The organism is Citrobacter sp. NCU1 (assembly GCF_010231475.1).
In the GTDB taxonomy this organism is placed as follows: Bacteria; Pseudomonadota; Gammaproteobacteria; order Enterobacterales; family Enterobacteriaceae; genus Citrobacter_D.
This window is the reverse complement of the sequence record NZ_NRDO01000037.1, coordinates 1-21506: the sequence shown is the minus strand read 5'-3', so window position 1 is coordinate 21506 and position 21506 is coordinate 1. Positions and strand designations below refer to the sequence as shown.

Sequence of the window (21506 nt, the reverse complement as noted above, 5' to 3'; positions counted from 1 at the left end):
AGCCACTGGAGCACCTCAAAAACACCATCATACACTAAATCAGTAAGTTGGCAGCATCACCCACCAGGGCAATTAATTGAACCCGAAATGTATGATGAAATTGATGGATGCTCCAGCGAAGAAATCCTTAACGATAAAGCCAAAGCCATGAGCGCAATTTCGCTGGTAGATGGCCTTATCTTCGCATCTGCTACCACCAAATTTATGCGTGACGAAGATCCGGAGTTCTTACAAAATATTTTAATGCATAAGGTGCCTCTGGAAGGAGACAAGCCGCTGGCGAATTTGATCATCTTAAAAACCCACAGTTACGATCAAATTACCGCCGAAGCGAACCATACAACGTTTCGTACCGCCGCGAATCACCTGACGAAAACCTTTTCGCATACCCTGTATGATGAATGGGAGCATCAGTTAAATAATCCCAGCCATCCACAGAAATTACTACGGCCCGACGCCGCTGTCTGGGCCAGCAGAATGCTGCCATTCTTCCGGGAAAATAGACAATATTGCGAAGCCTTTGATGCCCGTCTGAAAGAGGTGATCAATTATCTCCTTGCCAATCGAACTGCGCTGATTAACAACCGGATAGAGACCATCCATAAACGCATCCAAAACAGGATTGCATTAGCGCTGCAGGAATTACAGCAGAGTAGCCGTTCTGTTCAGGAAAGAAAGGAGGATATTGAGCAACAGGATGCGCGATTTCGCGAGGGTTCCGGCGCGTTAATTGCTCGCTTTACTGAAATCAGTAACTTCTGTCCCCGCTACGCCGAAGAAGATATTGAGCGCATCCGCGATATTTTCTACTCGCTTTGCAATGAAGAGAGTATGTACCGTTTCATCGACAATCGCTTTGAAGATAAAGATGAAGCGAAACGGGCTATTAATAAAGCGCTGGGTAATCATTTCGAAAGCAAATTTCGTCGCGTAATGGAAGAGAGCACCCGTAGGTTCAGCCTTGAGGTGGAAAGCGTGGTCCAGGCCTGGCAGAAAATCGTGCCTTCCGCCCAAGGCGCTGCCCGCGCGGGAATGCCGGAGACTGATATTTCCCTTTCCGCCACCTCCGACTTTGATGCTTACTCCGCCTTCGTCGGAGGTATGGCCGGATTAACCAGCTTCGGCGCTATGGCGGGTTACGTGGCAACTATATCGAGCAATTTAGGTGCCTATATTTTAGTTGGCAAAGCGGCTGGCGTGCTGACTTCCCTAGGGATTACCAGTTCGGTCACGACATTACCAACTCTCGTTGCCGCCACTGGTGGCCCGGTGGCATGGGGCGTAGCTATTGCCGCGGTTGTAGGGCTGCTGGTCTATCGACTGTTCGCAAACTGGAAAAAGGCACTCGCCAAATCAGTTGTTAAGGGGCTGGAATCCAGTAATACGTTAAGCAATGTGGAAGCGGATATCACGCGCTACTGGCAGGATTCATGCAACGCGCTGAGAGCGTCGGTTGATTCACTGAAAAATGAGACAGATGCCTTTATTAGGCATCTGTATGCAGAAGCCAATATCGAATATCAGCAGCAGGATATTGCTGAAGCTAAACAAATTTTAAATACAATCAAAAATAATCTGGGTAGTGAGGATAAATGAGTTTTCTTAAAACACTAATGGATTCCTTAAGCGCGATCTCAGGTTCTGTAGCCAATGCCTCGGCGACAGAGAAAAAAAAGGATCGTCGCAGTGATGAAGAATTTACCGATTTCAAAGACGACAGCAGCCTTATTAACTACCTGACAAAACAATATATCGACAACGAACTCGCAGTCGATAAAAGCAAAAATCATTGGGAGATTTTCAGCCAGCACCTGAAGCCGCTCATACTCTGCCTGAAACGCTATGAAGATGCCAGCCTCAGCCAGCGTGAAGCCTCACAAAAAGAGCAGGCGGCAGCTATGCTGGAAGCCCTACAGCAGGGTAAAGAACTCTCGGAGCACAGCGGCAACGGCACAATCATTGAAAGAGATGACTATATTAACGGCCTGAAAAAAATCACGCTTAGCTATTGCCAGAAGCACGTACTTACTATGGTCGACTTCCTGGATAACGTTCCGGATCACCTGTGCGACGGAAAAAATGCCAGTATCTCATGGCAATCGTTTAGAAAAGATGCCAGTAAAAAGCGCTGGAAAAACTTTGATCAGGCGTGCCGGGACAATTCTCTTTATTTTTCTATGGGTAAGGTCTTGTTTGATACCACGCTGTGGGGCTCAGGGAAGCATGGGATTATGTTAGGGCGCGATGATATTACCTGCTTAGGCGGGGAGCCTGACAAGTTCCGTGTTTTATGGAGCAACGTAACAAGCTTGTGGCATCACAAAGGCTACCTTTACGTGAATGATTATAAAACGGGGTTTGTCGCCAATGATGACGCCTGTAAATTACTGGAACTGCTCGAAGAGCATTTCGATAAAATGAAACGTTCCGAAGGAAATTTGTTATTAGCGTATCTGGGTTACGACCGCTCCAGCCAGCAAGCTATTAAAAACGCTTACGAAGCGGATGTGCAGCAGTTTATTGAATAACATACTGCGACTGGCGCGGTATTTAAGATACCATACTGTGGCGGGCCTGAGTGCCCGTCACGCTGTCAACATCAATACCAACTGGCATAGTGGGTCAGTATTTAGGATACTTTGAAACCCTGTTAATGTTAAAACAGTGAGCAGGGGAATGCGTGATCAAAACTCGTCGCACTGGCGCTCGAATATGTGCGCAAAAGGATACGGCTGTTTAAGTAGAATCAGGGGTAGAGAGCTAGAATCAGCACAATAAAACTTGCAACATTCATCCACTATTTACAGTAAGGGCATCCCTGCCCATACTGTCATTATCGCTATTTCTTATCTGGTATCGCTACCATGTTATTACTTTACTAATGAACCTAAAGATTCTAGGCACTTACCCCATTGCTTCCAGACCAACTCCTTATCAAATAATTCGATCTTGTGTTTCTCAATGGTGCCTTCAATCCTCCTTGAGAGGCGAGTCGTATTCTCGGCACGCCCCATATGCCGTTTCCATGCATTAAGAGTAAAGCTCTTCGGCCTTTCCCGGAAGAACTTATCGATCTCCAAATGGGTATCCAGTCTTGTTGAATACACCTCCAGACGCTCAAACGGATCACTAATTTTAATCAATTCTTTCAGCATCAAGGGTGCCTTCCACTTACTTCCGGGTTTATCATCTGGCCTTATGCGAGCCTCTATACGTAAAAACCGAGGATGGTCATTCAGATTGATATCCAGATCCCCATCGACCTCACGAAACTTGCGGGTTGTACCAGTAATTTCCACTTTCTCATAAACCAGCATATGCAGATTCGACCTAACGCTTCCCAAACGAACTCCCGGCAATCCATTCTCGCTGATATAACTGTCATCTTTTGATGTATTGTGGACGCCCCATATATAGTCATCCAGACGGCAACCATAAAGATCTAATGCCACATCAACTTGTGTTACCCATGCCGTATCTAACAGCGGTAATAACTCTCCTTTCATACGTTTATCCAGCCACATGATTAGCTTATTCATTTCTTCAGAAGTTAAGTGTTGAGGGCGTATATCAATACGCATAGCCCTATTACTCTTATTTATAGGTTCGAAACCAATATGCATGAACATCCGACCACCTTTACTGACGGTGACCGCCCGACGATAACGACTCGGCCTTTTGCTTTCGCGCTTACATTTGATTAAACTAGTTTCATAGTGCTCCCATTCCCCCTCGCCCATTCGCTTTAGCCTCTTAATGAGGCGTTCATATAAATCTATTCCCACTTCCACATTCAGCACCATTGTTAATTTATCAGCTCGCATCTTCATTTCATGATTTTTGTTGCTATACCCGATGCTCAGAGATTTGCTGCGTTCTACATTCTTCTTATTTAATAACATAACAATCCCTTAATTTAAGGAATAGAGAACCATGCTGGTTTTTCATAAGCTCCCTATTCAGTTTCTATTGTGTACTCATAACGGGCTATTAGAGGAACTAACGTTGCATCACCCGACCAACTGCACTTTCTGCAAGTTCTCTATGTGTCGCTCAATCTCATCCAAACGCCAGGCAACACGGCGCGTTCCGATCTGAACCGGAGCGGGTAACAACCCAGCTTTGATCTGCCGGTAAATTGTGGCTCGGGAAACAGGGTAGATTTCCAGGAGTTTTTTGAGAGATATCAGATGTACGTTTTTCATTGCTTTACGCCTTAAGTTACGTGCAGGAGTAGCACATAGCGGCATTTACAACATCCGTTTTTTCGGTGATTTTCATGCAAAAAAACCTAGTCTGAACTTCAGATCTGAGAATCAGATCATGTACAGTGAGCACGTTGAGGCATAGAATGAACTATCAACATCTGATCTTCAGATAAAAATTTCATCATCTGATCATCAGATTATATTCTCAGGCATCTGATCATCAGATCTTTACTTGCAATGGGAGAGCAGACTAATGGGTAAACCACAAAGCAAAGACGAACGCCGGAAAAGAGATATTGGCTACCAAGAGAACAGGAGAAAGAAACTTGACGATCTTGGGGAAAATAAGGTAACTGCCCGGTTAGATAAAATAACGCATAAAAGGCTTGCCAATTTGTGCGAGAATTTGGGATACCCCCGTCCAGAAGCAAAGAAAAGGAATTTAGTAGAAATATACTCAATCGCTATAATTCATCTCATCAACAGAGAGTTCAGCATACTTGGCTATAATCCAAAATCGCCAGTAGCAAAAGAACTTTACCAATTGCATAAGATCGTCAGTCATTTGAGACATGATGAATATTATTCTGATAATGAAATCATAGAAAAAATGAAAAATGATAAGCGCCGTACACCACGCGCATTGTTAAATGAAGGTACATCCTGCAATTGGACCGATAAATCCATCATTCTTCTTTTGGATGAAAAAAAAGTGATTAAAAAAATTCATGAATTAGATAATATTGCCCCTAACAGCATATCAAGCGCTGACTAATTCCGGTTCGCACAGCACATGCACGATAATCGTACAACACGGTAGTGCTGATATCGCTGTGACCCGCCAACTGCCGCACAATGTTGATATCAGCACCCTGTTCCAGTAACCGGGTGATGAAGGTTCTGCGCAAGTCGTGAGGAGTAAATGCTTCCAGCCCCGCAACTTCAGCTAACTGGCTAAGGATGACGGTAACGCCTGCGGGTGTCAGCGCTTTCTGGCTTACAAGACCACTGCGACAGATACCGGTGTATATTGCGTTACCGTCGCCCTTCACTTTCAGCCACGCCTGTATCGCACGGGCAACCATGGGCGACACTGTAATCTGACGATGCTTTCGCCCTTTTCCCTGCCGTACCGTCAGTGTCTGCGTTTTCGGGCAATAGTCCTTTATATCCAGCGCGACAAGCTCGCCAACGCGCAACCCCGCACCACACAGCGTAAGAACAATGGCTTTGTCCCTCTGCTGGCGCAACTTTTGCGGATGCTTCCCCGCAGCACCAGTCAACTTTTTCACTTCTTCCCGGCTCAACGCCCTACCTTTATTACCATTATCGCCCTTAACGCGTTTCACTGTCTTAATACGAGCAAGTGATTCAGCATCCAGCCGTTGTAGGTTGAAAGCGGTTTGTGCGACACCTTTCAGTGCCGCCAGTACCATATTGACCGTTGCTATGGCGTAAGTATTGTCAAGCAGGGTTGCCCTGACCCTAGCCACGTGTTCATAGCGTAACTGCGTCCAGTCATAACTATTGGCAGTGCCTTTGCTCTTCAGGATCGCAGCGCTCAGGTTTAACAAGCTGAACATGCTTTTCCTTCCGCTGGCAGCCAGTCCATTCAAGTAAACATCAACCACGCTGGTTTCCTGCTGCTGCGCTGCTAATTTTAATCTGCTCATAGTTGGTCTCATTAATACATGTTAAACCAAGTTACTTTCACACCAGCCCAAGTTCGGCCATCGAAACCGTCTGGTCGCCAGCAACGATAAAGTGGTCCAGAACCCTCACGTCCATCAGTTCCATAGCCAGTTTGATTTTTTGGGTTATTTGTTTGTCTGCATCGCTGGGAGAAGCCACGTGGCTGGGGTGGTTGTGGACAAGGATGAGTGCTGCTGCATTGTGCTGGATTGTGGCTTTGATTATCTCTCTGGGATAAACCATCGTCTGGCTTAAGGTTCCCTGAAACAGTTCATGAAATGCCAGAACCCTGTGCTGGTTATCCAGCAAAAACATACCAAACACTTCTCTTTCATAGTGAGCCAGCCGGAGTAACAAATAATCACGTACATCATGAGGTGAAAGCAGTTTGCGCCCTTTCCATACCTGTCGTGCCAGTATACGTTTGGCTTGCTGGACAATAGCTTGTTCATCAGGACTCATGGTTTCACGTCTCCGCGTTCAATAAAGTAGATTCCATCCGGGAAAAGCTGGAGTTTCCCTTCCTCATAACGAAGTGAATACCTGCTACGCGCTTTTTTCCTGTAACTGCTGCTGTCAAAGAAATATAAATTTTGACTATCAGCATGAATAATGACTGACCAGTGAAACTGATCGCGTAGAATTATTGCCCTACTATCGTTGCCCTCTAAATAAAGCTCAATACCACGCAGGATTTTTTTCTTACTCAATGGTTTCTGTAACTTGAAAGGCTGGGTAATCGTGGTGGGATATTTTTTGTATCGGCCCTGTGACAGATGCTCAAGCAACAGATCCATTTGCGAGGAGCCTATGCCAGCAGTTAAACATTCCAGAAGAGGCCAGTGCTGGCTATAACGTTGCAGCAATGATTTGAATAATGCTTTCCTTTTTATCTTATTTCCATATAACCAGCACATCATATTGGCGACACTATAAAAACCACATAAGCTGTCCAGATCGCCCTGCCGTGATGGCATTACTTTATCTTTCATTACTGAATCACTATTTATTGATTATGACGTCATAATATTTATCTTGCGCGCGGGTTACTTCACTTACATGCTAAATTTCAATAATCATTCCCATGATGTAATCACTGTATAAACTTTTGCTTTCCAGTATCGAATAAAGTTTCTCTGCCAGAGCTCAAACAATTCCTCCCCATCCTCCGTCTTCATATCACCCATCATATAATGCCATACATAACCTTGTGACCAGCTCACATCAAATTCTTTTTCAAGTTCCGGGTACGGGTGCCCCATGTAGCTAAAGTCAGTCAGATAATCAAAATTCCATATTCCATTGCGCAATATTAATCTTATTTCGACTGGATGAAACCCACCACTTTCACTGGAATAGCCATCATCACGAAAATTAAAGATAACTGATTGTGTTGCTGTATAATCAGGCCAGTGTGATAATTCACTATGCAGGACATTAATAAAGGCGGGACTTATGGGTAAGTTTATACTGGATTGATGGATATGCATTTCAGCTTTCATATTAAATTTTCCATTTATTTTAATTAAGGCATACAACTGAATAAGCCATTATTGTTTCAGTTATAGCTAAAGTGATACGTTTAATATCAGTCATTTTATTGATGCAATGATACTGACTTAATCATTAATATAACCAGCCAGTGACGCATACATTAGCAACAAATAAATTGCAAAGCAAATAGTTTCACAGAGAAATTATTTGCTTTTGATTATATGTTGGGGTGTTTTAATTAAATAAAGAGGGATTATTTGGCATCAGAAGATAATTCAGAAGCTACATGTTCCATGACCATTTTCAGCATTTTTTCGCGTGAAGAAGGTTTCATCGTTTTGAAGAGTTGAATCCAGAGGTTTAATTGTTCATTTCCCTCGTCCCGCTTACCCTGCTGATTACTTCTTTCACTCTTCAACGTCATTTCCGCAGCACTAATATGATACTCAAACCCTTTATGACCAGTCCGTTTTCTCTTTATCTCCGGGTGCAACTCCGCCAGCTTCTCCAGACGTAAACGTGCCCCCCTTGCAGTCGAGGGCATTCCTTTTATGCCTGTAAATCCCTCAGCCGTCAGCCACTGCTCTGCTTCATCATTTCTAGATGAGGTAGAAAGAGTTGTTCGTTCAGTCATAAGTCTTCCCATAAGAATACATCAGAATATCAATGTATTACCTAAAAGATCACAAAAGGAAACAAAAGCAATATTGAAAGCTTCCGATAGCTCCCTTTTAATAATCACGTACTAAGTAAATGGAGTTAATACCGTGAATCAGCTCACAGCATCGCAAAAAAAGCGAACTAAGGGAACCCTTCAGGACTGGCACAGAGCCGATATTGTGGCGGCTCTTCGCAAGCGTGGAATAAGTCTAGCACAGCTATCACGCGACCAAGGGCTGGCCTCAAGAACGCTACACAATGCCTTCGAACGCCACTATCCAAAGGCTGAGGGCATTATTGCTCAGGCCCTGAACATGGCTCCCGAACAATTATGGCCAAGCCGCTATACAGGAAAATCCTCTAAAGCAACCGTACTTATGAATGACAAGGAGCAGAAATGACAATCAGCATCAGGGACGTTGTAGAAAGCTTTGAATACCTGTTTGATTCCTTCCATGACAAAGAATTTATGAAGACTCGCAGTGTAACTGGAATGAACGAAAAAGAACTTTTACTTCCTGTTCGTTTGTACCTTTTGGGGTGTTTTGGTGAGGATGTACACCCTGAATATGAAACAGAGTTACCAGGGCACGGTGCAACAGGTTGGGGACGTATTGATTTTAAGATTGGTGACGTTGCCGTTGAGTTTGCTGTTCGCAGTGAAACTGCCACGAAAGGTTCTATATCACCATCAATCCAGACTACCGAAATGAAGAAACTCATGAAGTATGACGGCAAAGCATTGCTTGTTTTATTCGACTTCTCTGACTCCCCTTATAGCGAAGAAGAGTTAAATGATTTCAGGGATATCCCCTCATTAGGCAGAGGTAATTACAAATATTCTGCTTTTAATTTAGCCTACTTTTGTGTAGCTAGTCGCGGGCCAGCTAAAACAAAATTGATCTCAAAGAATATCCGTATTAACTAAATGAGGGAGTCCTTAATGAAAAAGATATTATTATTAGGTAGCATGATTTTATTAACAGGGTGCGGTGATAAAACACCTAAATGTGGAGATGAATCTACTAAACAAACTGTAGTGGAACTCGTGAAAACTAAGAGTATTTTAGTCGGTATGTTTGCGAGGGATATGATTGCAGATGCTACCATATCCGATATTAGGACGACGGAAGTTAACAAGGATACTCATATAAGTACCTGTAACGCTAATCTTATTGTAAAGAATAAGCTTGTAACGGATACCAATGCCAAGTTAGCGTACCCTATTAGTTACACCGTTCAATTGACAGATGATGGCAAAAATATTTATGTGACTGCTAAGGTTGATAACATAACACCTAGTAAATGGAATAATTAATCAAGGAGAAGTAAATGAAATATTTAATCTTAGTATTAGCCGCATTCACAACCACAGGTTACGCACAAGATTTGGAAAAGGTTAAAGACTTAAATAACAAAACAAAGCCAGGCGCGGCGTCTATTACGATAAAAGGCCCTTTGGAGACACCTAACTTTCATTTAAATGGTGTAATGTACCCGGATGATGCGAGCGGTGTATGTAATATAGAACTAGAGCCTCGTGACTACGTGCATGATACTGCTTATGCAGGACCTGCAATAATACATCAATACACTTATTCCTCAAAAGAAAATACCTGTAAGGTTCAACTGACCATACATGAACAAAAAGCAGAACTTACTGGTGAAGTTATATTAACAGGAGACTGTAGCGGATTTTGTGGTATGAGTGGAGACCCTAGTGTCTTTAACGGTCAATATAAATTAGCCAAATAATAAACCCGCGGATAATACAAAGGCCATTGCTATAAAGATGAATAGTATCAAGTATGTCGTTCTTATAGCAACCTAGTTTAATTTTTTATATGAAATGGAGATGCATATGAACATTATTCTTCTTAAAGGTGCTTCACAGTACGATGCCTTACGTTTATTTGCTGATGAAGTAGAGAAAGGGCTTAAATCTCTTAGTCATCGAGTTACAATGATTGATATGTTAACAGAAGAAGGATTAGTTGATCTAAATAAAGCAGTATCAAAGCCCTTCGACTTCATATTAAACTTCAACGGCATTTTTACCGAAGATCCTGGATTTGTTGATTTCATTAATACAGAAAATGTCACGGTTTTCAGTATTTTTGTTGACCATCCTAAGTATCAGACCAGGCGAGTAACTTCCGCAATAAAAAGGCACATTCAAACTTTTGTCTGTGCATCACATTTAGAAGCGGCGGATATAATAAACAACACGGGTAATAATTTATTATATTTCTTGCCACACGGCGGGATAAAATCAGATTTCAAATTAAAAAGATCTGATTTTATAAACAGGAGCAATAAATTATTATATATAGCGACGTGTTATGAAGATCCGAAAAAGGCGCCTTGGGAAAGCACGAACAATCGTCAACAGGCGTTATTAAGTAAAGTCCTATATGATGGTTTGATGAAGGGTTTTAGTTATGAGGAATCATTCCGTAACGCATTAAAATCTGTAAAGTTATTACCGCAAAATGAACAGTTCAGGAAGCTGTATGAGTCTATGTTTGACGTATACACGTATTTCAGGGCTAAAAACAGATTTAAGGTTATCAAAACCTTATTGGATAACGGTATTGAAATAGATTGCTATGGTGGAGGTAACTGGAAGGAAATGTTTGGAAGGAATAAAAACTTTTCTTATCTAGGTGCATTATCAATGGAAGAAACCTTGCAGAAGATGCAAGAATATAAATTTACGTTAAATGACGTATGTTTCTTCCCTTACGGCAGTCATGAGCGTACCTTTAATGCCATGTTAAACGGTTCGGTAATAGTTAATCACCAGAGTCATTACTATAAAGAAATATTTAATGGGGATGAAGGTGTATTCTTTGACTCTAATAACTTAGATGATGCTATCATGAGATTGAAAGATTTGATGCAGAATCAAGATAAGGCTTTCTCAGTTGCAAGTAAGGGGTATGACGTAGCACAGAATCATACATGGAAAGAGAGGGCACGACAGATTATTGACATCTATGAATTATATAAAGATTAACCCCTAGTGAATGAATTAGGTACCGCGGAATTATTTTGGAATCATAGTGTGACTTAAAGGTATTATAAATTCGACATGAAATCAATCCACATAGCTATCTGATAATAGACTCTCTTGTTTTGTGATCCGCTAAGTGTAGTTCATATATTAGATGGCTATTATTCCTGTCAACTACCAGCAAGGAATTAGCATTTTATCTATTAAAATAGATGCAACTTGATTATATGCGTATTTTTTCAGGCAGATGATATTGTGTTCAGATACAAAATATAAGGTTGAATTCAACCTTATAGCGTACGATACAAAAATATATAGCACGGGGATAACTAAATGAAAGGTACCACAATCCAGCAACTTCATCAGGCTTATATAAGCAATTTTCAATTTCGTTCAAACTACGTCTATTGCTGTATAAAAAAAGAAAGAGGGGGTGGGAGGTCTATGGCTACCGCTGCACGACTAGAGGCAGAGCTATACGGAAGCCTAAGTAAGGCTCAGCGTCGAGTGATGGCTATGTACTGGCGTGACCAAGAAATGGCACGACTCCGAGCGAAAGCAAGGGGTCACGTTTGAGTGAATCAGTATTGGATATCATCTGCCTATAAGACTATCCCCTTTAGAGGGATACAGATCCTATTGATTTTACAGGAACTAACTTAATGAAATCAAAGGACTTTAGTAACATATTTATCGATAATCTAGTTATTGATGATTACTGTTTTCTTACTAGTGAGAAGATATAAGGATAGTTTGTGATGGATACCGATAATTTATTGGTGTCTACGTATATATTTATCACATTAAGGTGCTTTATGCCGCAACTTATTAATGGAACTATTGGGTTATTTGGTTATTTAAACAAGCTCTCTTATGACAAAACAATGCTTCGAAAGAGCAATAGCGATAACTGTAAATCCAATCAAGAATATTACGAGTTATTTCTTAACTCCGGAGAAATAATCCGGCCTAATAACATTCAGATACCATATAATACAGAGCTGAGAATAATATATAAAAATGGAGATTTTGAATTGGGTTTATTAGATTTAAAATCTAAGGAATTAATATATTTTAACAGCGTCATGGAAGTTGAACTATCTCTTGACTTAGAGTTAAGGTGTAAGAAAATAAATGCTGTTTATCAAAATTTTGTTTGGAGGTTAGATAATTCAAGGTGTCCTAAAACCTTTGTTAAAGACATCATGTTAAAATACCTCTTAACTAGCAAAAGATCTTTGTTATCTGATTCCTATCAAACGCAAGCAGGCGCTACCTTATGGCATTACATTCTTACTATGTCCTTCGATAAGAATGACTTGGTTTATGTGTTGACTGACTGTGTAAGGACTACGGTTACGGGTATCCAGTCTGAAACATATCCTGTCACGGAAAATCAACTGCACCACCTAAAGAGCGAAGCTTGGTCAACAGACGATTTATCCAATGTTAGGTTATTAGTATCAAGAGGTGCAAAATGACTTTTCAGGATAGGCTTGAAAAAGCAACATTGACCCGTATTTTAAAATCTAAAAACCTTCAAACAGAGAAAGAATGGTTAGATTTTTATTTATTTGGGCATCATTTTAACTTAACAGCAACTGCTTACAATCATTATAAAGACAAACCTAAATTCAACTTGGGCATTAAGTTCCCTGACCACATTATCTGTGTTAAAACAGAGGATTGTTTTTTCCCTAAAAAATTTCAACATAATACTTGTTTTGAGATCGTTATTTTAGATTTAAGTAAGCAACAGGTTATCTACTACACATTATGTATAGGTCAAGTAGACACTATTTGTCCTTTATCATGGCGTGTTGCTGATCATCGGTACAACGAGTTCATCAGTGATACCGATATAGATTTAGTTATCCTAAAACACTTGTTAGATATCACTAGTCTGTGCATCGACCATCGTAATATGTATGGGGGTAATGTATGGTACTGGAATGGTATTATTAGAACTCTGGGCAAGAACTATTCTGTCTATAGGCTTATTGCTCCCGACAGGGCAACAATACCAATTGCATTCAATCAGGCTGAGTTAATGAAAATTGATGATTTTCTCGATTTATTCATTGAAAAACTAGCATCTATAGACAATTATTGCTTTATTATTAGTAAGTGAGTGTTTTCTGCATATAGGGTATACCCATATATACCCTATATACTTATTTATTACTAACCAAGATAGATATACCTCTAAATCTTGCTTAGTGTATTTTATTTATAGCTTAGATATAAAATTTATCTTATAGCCACTTCAAGATCATTTAGTAATGATATAATAGTATTGACCGTAGTACTATTAAACTCATAGAGTTCCTCTTCTTCATGTGTACCTATATTCAAATAGAAGCAATGAGGATCAGTACCATTTACACCTAATAATGCATCTAGTGCTTTTACTATCTGTTCTTTATTTGGTATTTGAATTTTTGATTTATTTACCTTCAAGCGTAAATTATCAGCAAGGTAGAACGTGGCATCGGTAATACCCTGCTTATGGCAGGCTTCCGGTGCAGGCGTACCCAATTTGGCCTGCTTCAGATCAAAAACAATGATGTATATGGAAATGATGGACACAACCTAAATGCTGATTGCTGCATGCAGCAATCAGCATTACTACCAAATCGCAGTAAACATGTTATCGTGGTCATATACAAAACAGAGCACCACTCTTTTACTTACAGCTCAACAGCTATCTGTTTATCAAGCAGAACGACGACAAGAACGCCAGATGTTCATAATTTGTACTGCAACCACCATAAAAAAACATGCCGCCAAGACCATTGAAACAGGGCGCTCGACAAACGCCATTATGTCTCCGTCCGATTTAATCATTGATGATAGCAGGTTTTTTTCCAGCATCGGGCCTAAAATCATACCCAAAATAACGGGCGAAATAGGATACTGCATTCGCTGTAGCCAATAACCTACAAGTCCCATCACCAGCATAACTACTACCGATGTCACCGAATTATCAATAGCAAACGCTCCGACGATACTGAAAATCAAGATGACAGGATAGAGAATGGCTTTATCAATCCAGATGATTCGCTTGATAAAACTGACTGCGATCGTTGCCAGTGGCAGTAATGCCAGATTTGCAATCAGGAACAAAATAAACACCGCATAGAGCTTATCAGCCTGGAATAAAAACAGCGTCGGCCCAGGGTTCATATCTTTCATATACAGTACACCAATAATAATGGCGGCTGCAGAATCGCCAGGAATACCAAATACTAGCGATGGGATCCAACTCCCGGCAAGGCTGGCATTATTGCTGCTGGAAGAATCCACAATTGCTTCTTCTGATCCATGCCCATACTGCTGAGGATTCTTTGAGAATTTTTTGGAGATAGCATAGCTAATCCAGGCTGCAATATCAGCACCGGCTCCAGGCAGTGCGCCAATCAATGTCCCGATAATACTGCTGCGAGCGAGGTTTAGTTTGCGTTGCCGTACAACCTGTCCCATCCCCCGAAAAAGGTTGATACCGGTCTGCGTTTCCGGCACCGTTTGTTTTACTTCTACGGTCCGATCGCGGTAATACTCAATAGCCCCGGAAACGGCGAACAGTCCAATCATCGCGGGTATAAAATTCACGCCCTGAAGGAGACTGACCTGACCAAAAGTAAAGCGCGGTACACCAGAGATTTGATCGTAACCGATGCATGCCAGCAACAACCCCAGGCAAAGTGTCACCAGTCCTTTCAGCGGTTGATTGCCAACCACCAATGTGGCGCAGGTTAATCCCAGCAGTGACAACCACATGTACTCATAGGAACTGAATTTCAACGCGAATTTTGCAAGTACCGGAGCCGCCAGCATCAAAATCAATGAGCCAATAATGCCACCGATTACTGAACTGGTCAGGCCTAATCCCAATACCCGATTAACTTTTCCCTGCTTTACCAGTTCATTGGAGTCTGCAACGTAAGCTGCTGACGCCGGTGTTCCGGGAATACGCAGGAGTGCACCCGGAATATCACCGGCATAAATCGATGAAGCACCAATGGAGATCATCAGCGCCAGTGCCGGAATCGGTGGCATAAAAAATGTAAACGGCACCATGAGTGCCACCGCCATAGTTGATGTTAAGCCGGGAATGGCGCCGACGAACAATCCAAATGTGCTTGCAGCAAATATTGCAGTAATGGCCCAGACATCAATGTATGCCAGCGCCTTAAAAAAGATATCCATCTCTCGTCCCTATAACCAGGTAGCGGAAGGAAGTGCAACCAGCAATACTCTGGCAAACACAAAATAGATGATTAAAGACGCAGCACTTGCTACTCCAACAGCCATCGGCAGCTTAACGCCTCTGACTTTCATCAAAGTGAACAACAACAAGCAGGAACAGATCACAAAACCCATAATGTCAACCAAACAGACAAACATCATTACGGAGACAACAACCAGTGCCAGTGCCTTGAATTCTGCCGTGCTAAATGTCGAAAGGTTTTTATGGCGCTTTTTAAATTCCATGACCAAATCAATAGCGGCAAAGAACAGTAGTAAGGCACTGATTGTGGTAGGCATAAAACCAGCACCATATTCATTTACCCCACCGTATTGTGATGTGCTGATGGAGAAAATGGTGATGGCGAAAATAAGAATGCAAAATGGTGTTAACGGCAGTGTCCGCATGACATTGTTCCTTCCTGATAGCGGCAGTCAGTGGTAAATAAGGACTGCCGCTTTTTTACAGTTATTGTTTTAATTTGCTAATTAATTTGCCGTATTTCTCATCTTCCTGCTGCATGAAGGTTTGCATATCTGCACCAAAGAGCGGGTACACCTCAAATCCCTGCTTTGTAGCAAATTCTTGTAACTTGCCATCAGCGAAAACGGTTTTCATTGCGGCAATGAGTTTTTGTGCAATATCGTCAGGTGTTCCTGCTGGAACTACCAGCGAGTTCCAGGTCGCAAGACTGTATTTATAAGGTGTAGTCTGCTGGAAGACAGGTATATCTTTGTACAGACCTTCCGGCTTCTCTGCCATGGTCGCCAGGTTCCGTGTCATTCCGGCGTCAACCATACTCTTCGCTTCCCCCGGGGAAGAAGTCGTGAAATCAATGCCCCCGGATACTAATTCCATTTGCGCTGCACTGGAGCCTTCAGATGGCACCCATGTCACTGAATTCGCAGGTAACCCCATACTATCTAGCATTCCAATCAAATTCAGATGCCAGCCTGAGTTCAGTCCGCTACCCGATGCTTTCAGTTTTCCTGGATTGGCTTTAATGTAATCGGTTAACTGCGTGATATTTTCAAAGCGGGAATTTGCTGCAACCTGGACGCCCCCCAAATTGACCGCAAGTCGGGTAATTGGGGTGTAATTTTTATAGCTAAGAGCAGTCATACCCTGGTGATGCATCATAGCAATTTCGACGGTAGCGATGCCCAGTGTATACCCATCAGGTTTTGCCTTCGCTATCGCATCATGTCCCACCACACCAGCACCACCAGTGCGGTTAACTACGTTAACATTAGCACCTAGCTGCTTTTGGAGTCCTTCAGCTACCAAGCGAGCGACAGTATCAGTATTACCTCCAGCTCCCCACGGCACTATGATTTGGATAGGCTTATCCGGCCAGGCCGCAAGTGCGGAAGCGGAAACAAATAAGGAAGCAACAGCAAGACTCTTGAGTGCAAATTTCATGTTCTAGACTCCTGTCAGGTATTCACTGTAGTATCAGGCTGCTGTTAGCAGCCGCCAGTTATCAATTAATTGTTCAGCATTGCCAACTGCTTGCGCTGCCATGCTGCCGCATCTGCAATCTGATCTATGATCGTGCTGAGGCCCCAGTATTTTTTCAGGACATCTTCAGCCGTGACACGGCAGTGGTCGTTGGCAAAGGTTCCCAGACGCTGATGAAAAATTTTGGCATTTTTGGGATAGCCAATAGTTTCCGATACTGCACTCAACGATAAAAAATGACTCAGTTGATTTGCTGTGCCCTGATGTTGTTCGCCATGGTGATAGAGCCAGTGGTAGAGGTCAGGATGGAAATTGGTGAAGACGCCACAAAATCCTTTAGAGCCTGCCTGCATTGCCTCCCAGGCAATAGCGGCATTGGCGTTGATAATGGCTATAGGGGTATCTTTTACCAGCGAGATACGGCGCACGACGGTTGGCAAATCGCAGCTCACGTCCTTGAGAACCACAAAACGGCCACTGTTTGCACAGTACAGCAACTCTTCATCTGTCAGGAGACGACGGTAAGGAGCAGGACATTCATAAAGTCCCAGGGCCATTGTAGGCGGCAGAGCCTCCATAATGGCATCCAGATTATGTTTAAAGACACTCGTACCCTGATTTTCAGGGTCCAGATGGTTGGTTACCAGTACTAGCGCATCCACGCCAGTCTGTGCCATTGCCAAAAGTTCAGCTATTTGTGTGGTCAAATCATCGGCGATATGGCCAGAGGCAATCACCGGAACGCGTTGTTTTGTATAGCCAACGACAAATTTTGCCAGAGCAACCCGTTCCTCCAGTGACAAATATTGCATTTCACTGGACTGGCAGGCGGCAAACAAAGCATCAGCACCATTGTCGATATACCAGTCGATTAAATTCTCCAGACCGGGGTAATCAATACGATTATCCTCAGTAAATGGAGTTAGCATAACTGGAATAATCCCCTCAATCTTTATCATCTTTTTTATCCTTTATCCTTAAATAAATCAGAATGTGTGAACAATAACATTCTGTTGCTTTATTCGTGCTGCAACCAGTGATCCATCAGGCATATTCGCAGCACCTTCCTGCTCTACTGCCATTGAGGCAAAAGCATTGGCGTAATATGCGGCTTGTACTAAGTTTTCACCTTTAGCTAATGATGCAGCCAGTGCACCATTAAATGCGTCACCCGCTCCAGTAGTATCGACCACAACAGCTGAGAATGCAGGAATATGATAGTAGCGCTGACCGTCAAAAATAAGAACGCCCTGTTTTCCTAGTGTAATAATAGTGGAGCAATTCCCAGCATCATAAATATGGCGGGCTGCCTGCATAGCTGATGGGATATCATGAACTCGAACGCCTGACATCGCTGTCGCTTCAGTCTCATTTGGTGTAACAATATCAGAAAAAGGAAGTAAATCGCTGACATCTTCAGACCATGGAGCTGGATTAAGAATTGTCGTCACTCCTAATTCTTTAGCGCATTTTAAAGCCAGGCGGGTAGCTTTTGTATTATTTTCCATTTGAACTATAAATACATCAGACTCTGCAATAAAGGGCGTTAATTGAACAATGTCAGCCTCAGTTATTTGATGATTGGCACCTGGAGATATAGCGATTATATTCTCTCCTTCATCATTGACATAAATGACTGCACTGCCTGTCGCCGCACTTTCTGTCTGATAAAGTGTAAATGAACTCATCCCAACGGATTCTATATGATTGCGGGCGAATATATTAAACTGATCGCGTCCAACCTTACTCGAAAAATGTACTTTAGCTCTGGCACAATGTGCGGCCAGAGCCTGATTTGCACCTTTTCCACCCGGACCGAAGGTGACCTCTCGGGCTGTTAATGTTTCTCCGTTCAGAGGAAATCGATTTACTTTTGCAACGATATCAACATTAAATGAACCCAATACACAAACTTTTCCTGTCATTGCATGTCCTTTTTCATTCTCAGATGCCAAGTAATCAAATCCTTGCTGACGCTGGTGCATTAGCAAACTAATATTAAAATTGTTATCGTACTGTAATGAATTTTGTAGTCGATGTGTTTTTAGTGATGCCCCACCATGATGGCGCAGCACAATACCTCTGTTTTGCAACCACTCTAAATCTGTTCTAATTGTTTCTTTGGTAACAGAAAAATAATTAGCCAATTCGCTAACACTACAATTTCCTTTTTTACGCAATAAAGAAACAATATGTTCACGACGAGATTCACGGTACATGATATATCCTTTCTTATAATTATCTCCTTAAAGAAAAAAATTACTGGGAAGCAACTCAAAAAAAAAGCAAGCAAACAAAAATAAACAAAAATGTGGTCAAATTTTCAGTATGTCGATGTCGTGTACAATGTCAGCTATTAGTTATAGTTTCCAAAGTGTTGACAGCCATGAACAAGACGGTTGTCGCGCTAGCGCCAGCATCATGGGTATCAGCCTTAGCACCAACCTGTGGTACCTAAAACACTCAGCCCACTGCCAGTAACCTTCCGAATAAAACCCGGCAGTGGCATCATTGTCTGTGCGTAAATGGATGATCATTGGTCTTACACACAGACCAATGTCCTGCAACGTTGGTTGATTTACACATACAATCAAATAGACAAGACAGTTATCGCCATGACTTCGATAAGAGAACCACGGAAACAGCGACATATTCCTTTGTTTTTGCGTCAGTTCGTAAGTGTCCGATGGCGATGATGTGTGAAGTGCACTATCCGCAGTACGTTCTCCACCCCGGTTAAGTCGATAACGGTTTGTTTTTCCAGAAGAGACAGGAACAACAGGACTGACACCACACAGCGCTGCAAAACCTGGTTCTGATCTTAGTCGTTGAGGATTGTCTCCGGCCGTGTTCAGCAACTGCGAAGCGCTTTCATATCCAACAGCATTACGTTTAATCAGTTCAGGTGCCAGCTCATCGACAATTGCCGCAATCATGACATCCAAATCAGCAATTTCGTCGTGCAGCTCAAGATAGCATCGGGGATGCAGGTCATGCTGAGAGTATCTGACCGCGATAATCCCAATTTAATTCAGCGAAATAAATCTTTTGATGCTAACTTCTCGCTTGTGGTTTTCAGGTGAAAATGCAACATAGCATTGTTAATACACAAGAACTTAAATTCTGATCGAGTGACGCTATATGACCACCCGCAAAGCTCTTTTACCCATTTTATTTCTGGGCAAAGAGACCACTTTACACTTAACCTTTTGATGCAGTGGGTGAAATATGAATGGGTTGCAAAAAGATGCTCTGCAAAAAAAACTTCATACTGTATTAGTTGACATTTATGGGGATGATTTTTATGCAGTTGCCAGGTCATTACTTGACATTGGCGGGAATGATGTAGCAACCGCGATAAGGCAAGCACTAAATCAAGCCCAGTACAATCCAAATTTTGGATTGAGCTCTTTTTTGAAAAGCATCAATGAGGCCGTCATTCTACAGATGGCTAAGCATTACAGCATTGATATTCCTGATTTGTCGGGCAGGTTTGCTAACGAAAGTGATAGGTGTCAATGGGAGTTATTTTTTGATGGGCGTGAATATCATGATCAAGTCATTATCCATGCTAAGGCATTGTTTTTAAATAAACACTATACCAATTCGGTGCATGAAGCTTGTAAGGCATATATCAAAGCCCTGCAAGATAAATCAGGTAGCCATAGGGACGGTACTGATTTGATGTCAGTGCTTTCCTCAAAGGGAGGAAATGTTAAATTTAATGCTCTTTTGACTGAGTCGGAACGAAACTACCAACAAGGCATGGAACAAATATCCAGAGGTGTGGTGTTGGCATTTCGCAATGTTGCGGCTCATGACACGGCCAAATCACTTAATATCTCAGCAATTGAAGCATTGGATATGCTAACTATAGTATCGCTTTTGTTGAAAGCCCTGGACAAAGCAACAGTGAATGATGGTGCTTAAATTTCAAACAATCTGCCATAGACTCACTATTTGGCTCTCTTGCATTAAGCGAATTTATAGCAATTTCTTTATTTGTGAGTCTGGTATACATGATACACAAGGGGCATTACCAGCCAGCAGGAGTTGACGGAATGTGATCTACGAGCAACCTAATATAGAACAACTAGCTCACTCGGTAAGTGTCAAGGTAGTTGACACTTACTATCTCACAATAAAGTCCGTTTAGATGGACTACATCACCTGACCATTACGGTCACTTCCCCAGAAGATAACCATCTTGGGTACACTGGATGGTACGTAACTCATCTATCCATTATGGATACTAGGGAAAGCATAATCCAGATCAACTCATAACCAATTATCCAAATGATCCACCCAGACCTGTAACCACTGCTTGTAACCCCTCCCCCCACAATAGAAGTGGTTTGGGAATGAAAGCTGCTATTGTGTAGTGTTTCTTAATCGCTGATGTTGTGGAAGCTAACAACGCTTACGATTAATTTTCGGCTAAAAAACAAACACAACATACTGGAAAGCTATCATTTTTGAGAAAATGAGTACAAAAGTGAGTGCAGTAAACACAAGTCAATAATAAAATTGAATGTAATCAATGATATATAATGCAAATCACGGTTAAACGTTTGAATCATTCCGGCTCTCTCATGAGATTTTATTGAATTTCATGAAGACTGGGAGACATTATAAAATCCACGCAATTGCGTGGATTTTTTTATTATGCATTGAAAACCCCCAGCTAGGCTGGGGGTTCCGTAAAGCTTTCAGCTTTGAGCCAGTT

Annotated in this window: 24 protein-coding genes and 1 pseudogene; 11 read left to right on the top strand and 14 right to left on the bottom strand. The window is 42.0% G+C overall.

Annotated elements, in window-relative coordinates:
• Both CJP72_RS12500 and CJP72_RS12495 read left to right on the top strand, forming a co-directional pair.
• The coding region (locus tag CJP72_RS12500; protein ID WP_238340059.1) for a hypothetical protein at positions 1–1596 on the top strand (1596 nt) is incomplete at its 5' end.
• Positions 1593–2528: a hypothetical protein gene (locus CJP72_RS12495; protein ID WP_162381548.1), complete on the top strand. Its 936-nt coding sequence runs from the start codon at positions 1593–1595 to the stop codon at positions 2526–2528. The genes CJP72_RS12500 and CJP72_RS12495, both read left to right, overlap by 4 nt.
• 342 nt (positions 2529–2870) lie before the next feature.
• Here CJP72_RS12495 and CJP72_RS12490 read toward each other — a convergent pair whose 3' ends face one another.
• Entirely contained in the window at positions 2871–3902 is a 1032-nt protein-coding gene (locus CJP72_RS12490) for a hypothetical protein (protein WP_162381547.1), read from the bottom strand.
• 108 nt (positions 3903–4010) lie between these two features.
• The gene (locus tag CJP72_RS12485) at positions 4011–4205 is read right to left on the bottom strand and encodes a helix-turn-helix transcriptional regulator (RefSeq protein ID WP_162381545.1); all 195 of its coding nucleotides are present in this window, start codon (positions 4203–4205) and stop codon (positions 4011–4013) included.
• Between the two features lie 256 nt (positions 4206–4461).
• On the opposite strand from CJP72_RS12485, the gene CJP72_RS12480 reads away from it, so the two are divergent.
• Positions 4462–4983 (top strand): hypothetical protein, encoded by a 522-nt coding sequence (locus tag CJP72_RS12480; protein WP_162381543.1) that lies wholly within the window; start codon positions 4462–4464, stop codon positions 4981–4983.
• Here the strand turns inward: CJP72_RS12480 and CJP72_RS12475 are convergent.
• The 5 genes from CJP72_RS12475 to CJP72_RS12455 all read right to left on the bottom strand — a co-directional run bounded on the left by CJP72_RS12475 (position 4958) and on the right by CJP72_RS12455 (position 8028).
• Entirely contained in the window at positions 4958–5881 is a 924-nt protein-coding gene (locus CJP72_RS12475; RefSeq protein ID WP_162381541.1) for a tyrosine-type recombinase/integrase, read from the bottom strand. The two genes, CJP72_RS12480 and CJP72_RS12475, sit on opposite strands and share 26 nt — an antisense overlap.
• Before the next feature lie 37 nt (positions 5882–5918).
• Positions 5919–6362 carry a RadC family protein gene (gene radC / locus CJP72_RS12470; RefSeq protein ID WP_162381539.1) on the bottom strand — a complete coding sequence of 148 codons (444 nt, stop codon included), beginning with the start codon at positions 6360–6362 and terminating at the stop codon, positions 5919–5921.
• The gene (locus CJP72_RS12465) at positions 6359–6892 is read right to left on the bottom strand and encodes a hypothetical protein (RefSeq protein ID WP_162381537.1); all 534 of its coding nucleotides are present in this window, start codon (positions 6890–6892) and stop codon (positions 6359–6361) included. Before CJP72_RS12465 ends, radC begins: the two co-directional genes overlap by 4 nt.
• Positions 6893–6976: 84 nt before the next feature.
• On the bottom strand, positions 6977–7402 hold the full coding sequence (locus CJP72_RS12460) for a DUF2787 family protein (RefSeq protein ID WP_238340058.1): 426 nt from the start codon (positions 7400–7402) through the stop codon (positions 6977–6979).
• A 245-nt stretch (positions 7403–7647) separates the two neighbouring features.
• A complete protein-coding gene (locus CJP72_RS12455) occupies positions 7648–8028 on the bottom strand; it encodes a hypothetical protein (RefSeq protein WP_162381535.1) in 381 nt (126 codons plus the stop codon).
• Positions 8029–8161: 133 nt separating this feature from the next.
• Between CJP72_RS12455 and CJP72_RS12450 the strand changes: the two genes are divergently transcribed.
• The 7 genes from CJP72_RS12450 to CJP72_RS12420 all read left to right on the top strand — a co-directional run bounded on the left by CJP72_RS12450 (position 8162) and on the right by CJP72_RS12420 (position 13201).
• On the top strand, positions 8162–8455 hold the full coding sequence (locus CJP72_RS12450) for a helix-turn-helix domain-containing protein (protein WP_162381534.1): 294 nt from the start codon (positions 8162–8164) through the stop codon (positions 8453–8455).
• Positions 8452–8982 carry a hypothetical protein gene (locus CJP72_RS12445; protein WP_162381532.1) on the top strand — a complete coding sequence of 177 codons (531 nt, stop codon included), beginning with the start codon at positions 8452–8454 and terminating at the stop codon, positions 8980–8982. The genes CJP72_RS12450 and CJP72_RS12445 overlap by 4 nt, the downstream gene beginning before the upstream one ends.
• Before the next feature lie 15 nt (positions 8983–8997).
• Positions 8998–9372, top strand: coding sequence for a hypothetical protein (locus tag CJP72_RS12440; RefSeq protein ID WP_162381530.1), 375 nt, complete (start codon positions 8998–9000; stop codon positions 9370–9372).
• Positions 9373–9386: 14 nt separating this feature from the next.
• Positions 9387–9809 (top strand): hypothetical protein, encoded by a 423-nt coding sequence (locus CJP72_RS12435; protein ID WP_162381528.1) that lies wholly within the window; start codon positions 9387–9389, stop codon positions 9807–9809.
• A gap of 106 nt (positions 9810–9915) precedes the next feature.
• Complete coding sequence (locus tag CJP72_RS12430; RefSeq protein WP_162381527.1) at positions 9916–11073, top strand: glycosyltransferase; 1158 nt, start codon at positions 9916–9918, stop codon at positions 11071–11073.
• An 812-nt stretch (positions 11074–11885) separates the two neighbouring features.
• Positions 11886–12551, top strand: coding sequence for a hypothetical protein (locus CJP72_RS12425; protein WP_162381525.1), 666 nt, complete (start codon positions 11886–11888; stop codon positions 12549–12551).
• The gene (locus tag CJP72_RS12420; protein WP_162381524.1) at positions 12548–13201 is read left to right on the top strand and encodes a hypothetical protein; all 654 of its coding nucleotides are present in this window, start codon (positions 12548–12550) and stop codon (positions 13199–13201) included. The genes CJP72_RS12425 and CJP72_RS12420 overlap by 4 nt, the downstream gene beginning before the upstream one ends.
• Positions 13202–13320: 119 nt before the next feature.
• Here CJP72_RS12420 and CJP72_RS12415 read toward each other — a convergent pair whose 3' ends face one another.
• The 7 genes and pseudogenes from CJP72_RS12415 to CJP72_RS12380 form a co-directional block, all read right to left on the bottom strand.
• Positions 13321–13659, bottom strand: a complete 339-nt coding sequence (locus CJP72_RS12415) for a hypothetical protein (RefSeq protein ID WP_162381522.1) — start codon at positions 13657–13659, stop codon at positions 13321–13323.
• Positions 13660–13785: 126 nt separating this feature from the next.
• Positions 13786–15279 carry a tripartite tricarboxylate transporter permease gene (locus tag CJP72_RS12410; RefSeq protein ID WP_162381520.1) on the bottom strand — a complete coding sequence of 498 codons (1494 nt, stop codon included), beginning with the start codon at positions 15277–15279 and terminating at the stop codon, positions 13786–13788.
• Between the two features lie 9 nt (positions 15280–15288).
• Positions 15289–15726, bottom strand: a complete 438-nt coding sequence (locus CJP72_RS12405) for a tripartite tricarboxylate transporter TctB family protein (RefSeq protein ID WP_162381518.1) — start codon at positions 15724–15726, stop codon at positions 15289–15291.
• 61 nt (positions 15727–15787) lie between these two features.
• Positions 15788–16741, bottom strand: a complete 954-nt coding sequence (locus CJP72_RS12400) for a tripartite tricarboxylate transporter substrate binding protein (RefSeq protein ID WP_162381516.1) — start codon at positions 16739–16741, stop codon at positions 15788–15790.
• Positions 16742–16806: 65 nt separating this feature from the next.
• Entirely contained in the window at positions 16807–17739 is a 933-nt protein-coding gene (locus tag CJP72_RS12395; protein ID WP_162381514.1) for a dihydrodipicolinate synthase family protein, read from the bottom strand.
• Positions 17740–17766: 27 nt separating this feature from the next.
• On the bottom strand, positions 17767–18999 hold the full coding sequence (locus CJP72_RS12390; protein WP_162381512.1) for a PfkB family carbohydrate kinase: 1233 nt from the start codon (positions 18997–18999) through the stop codon (positions 17767–17769).
• Between the two features lie 424 nt (positions 19000–19423).
• Positions 19424–19761, bottom strand: a pseudogene (locus CJP72_RS12380) (transposase); the annotation flags it as partial.
• A gap of 247 nt (positions 19762–20008) precedes the next feature.
• Between CJP72_RS12380 and CJP72_RS12375 the strand changes: the two are divergent.
• Positions 20009–20710, top strand: a complete 702-nt coding sequence (locus tag CJP72_RS12375; RefSeq protein ID WP_162381509.1) for a TIGR02391 family protein — start codon at positions 20009–20011, stop codon at positions 20708–20710.
• Positions 20711–21506: the final 796 nt, after the last annotated feature.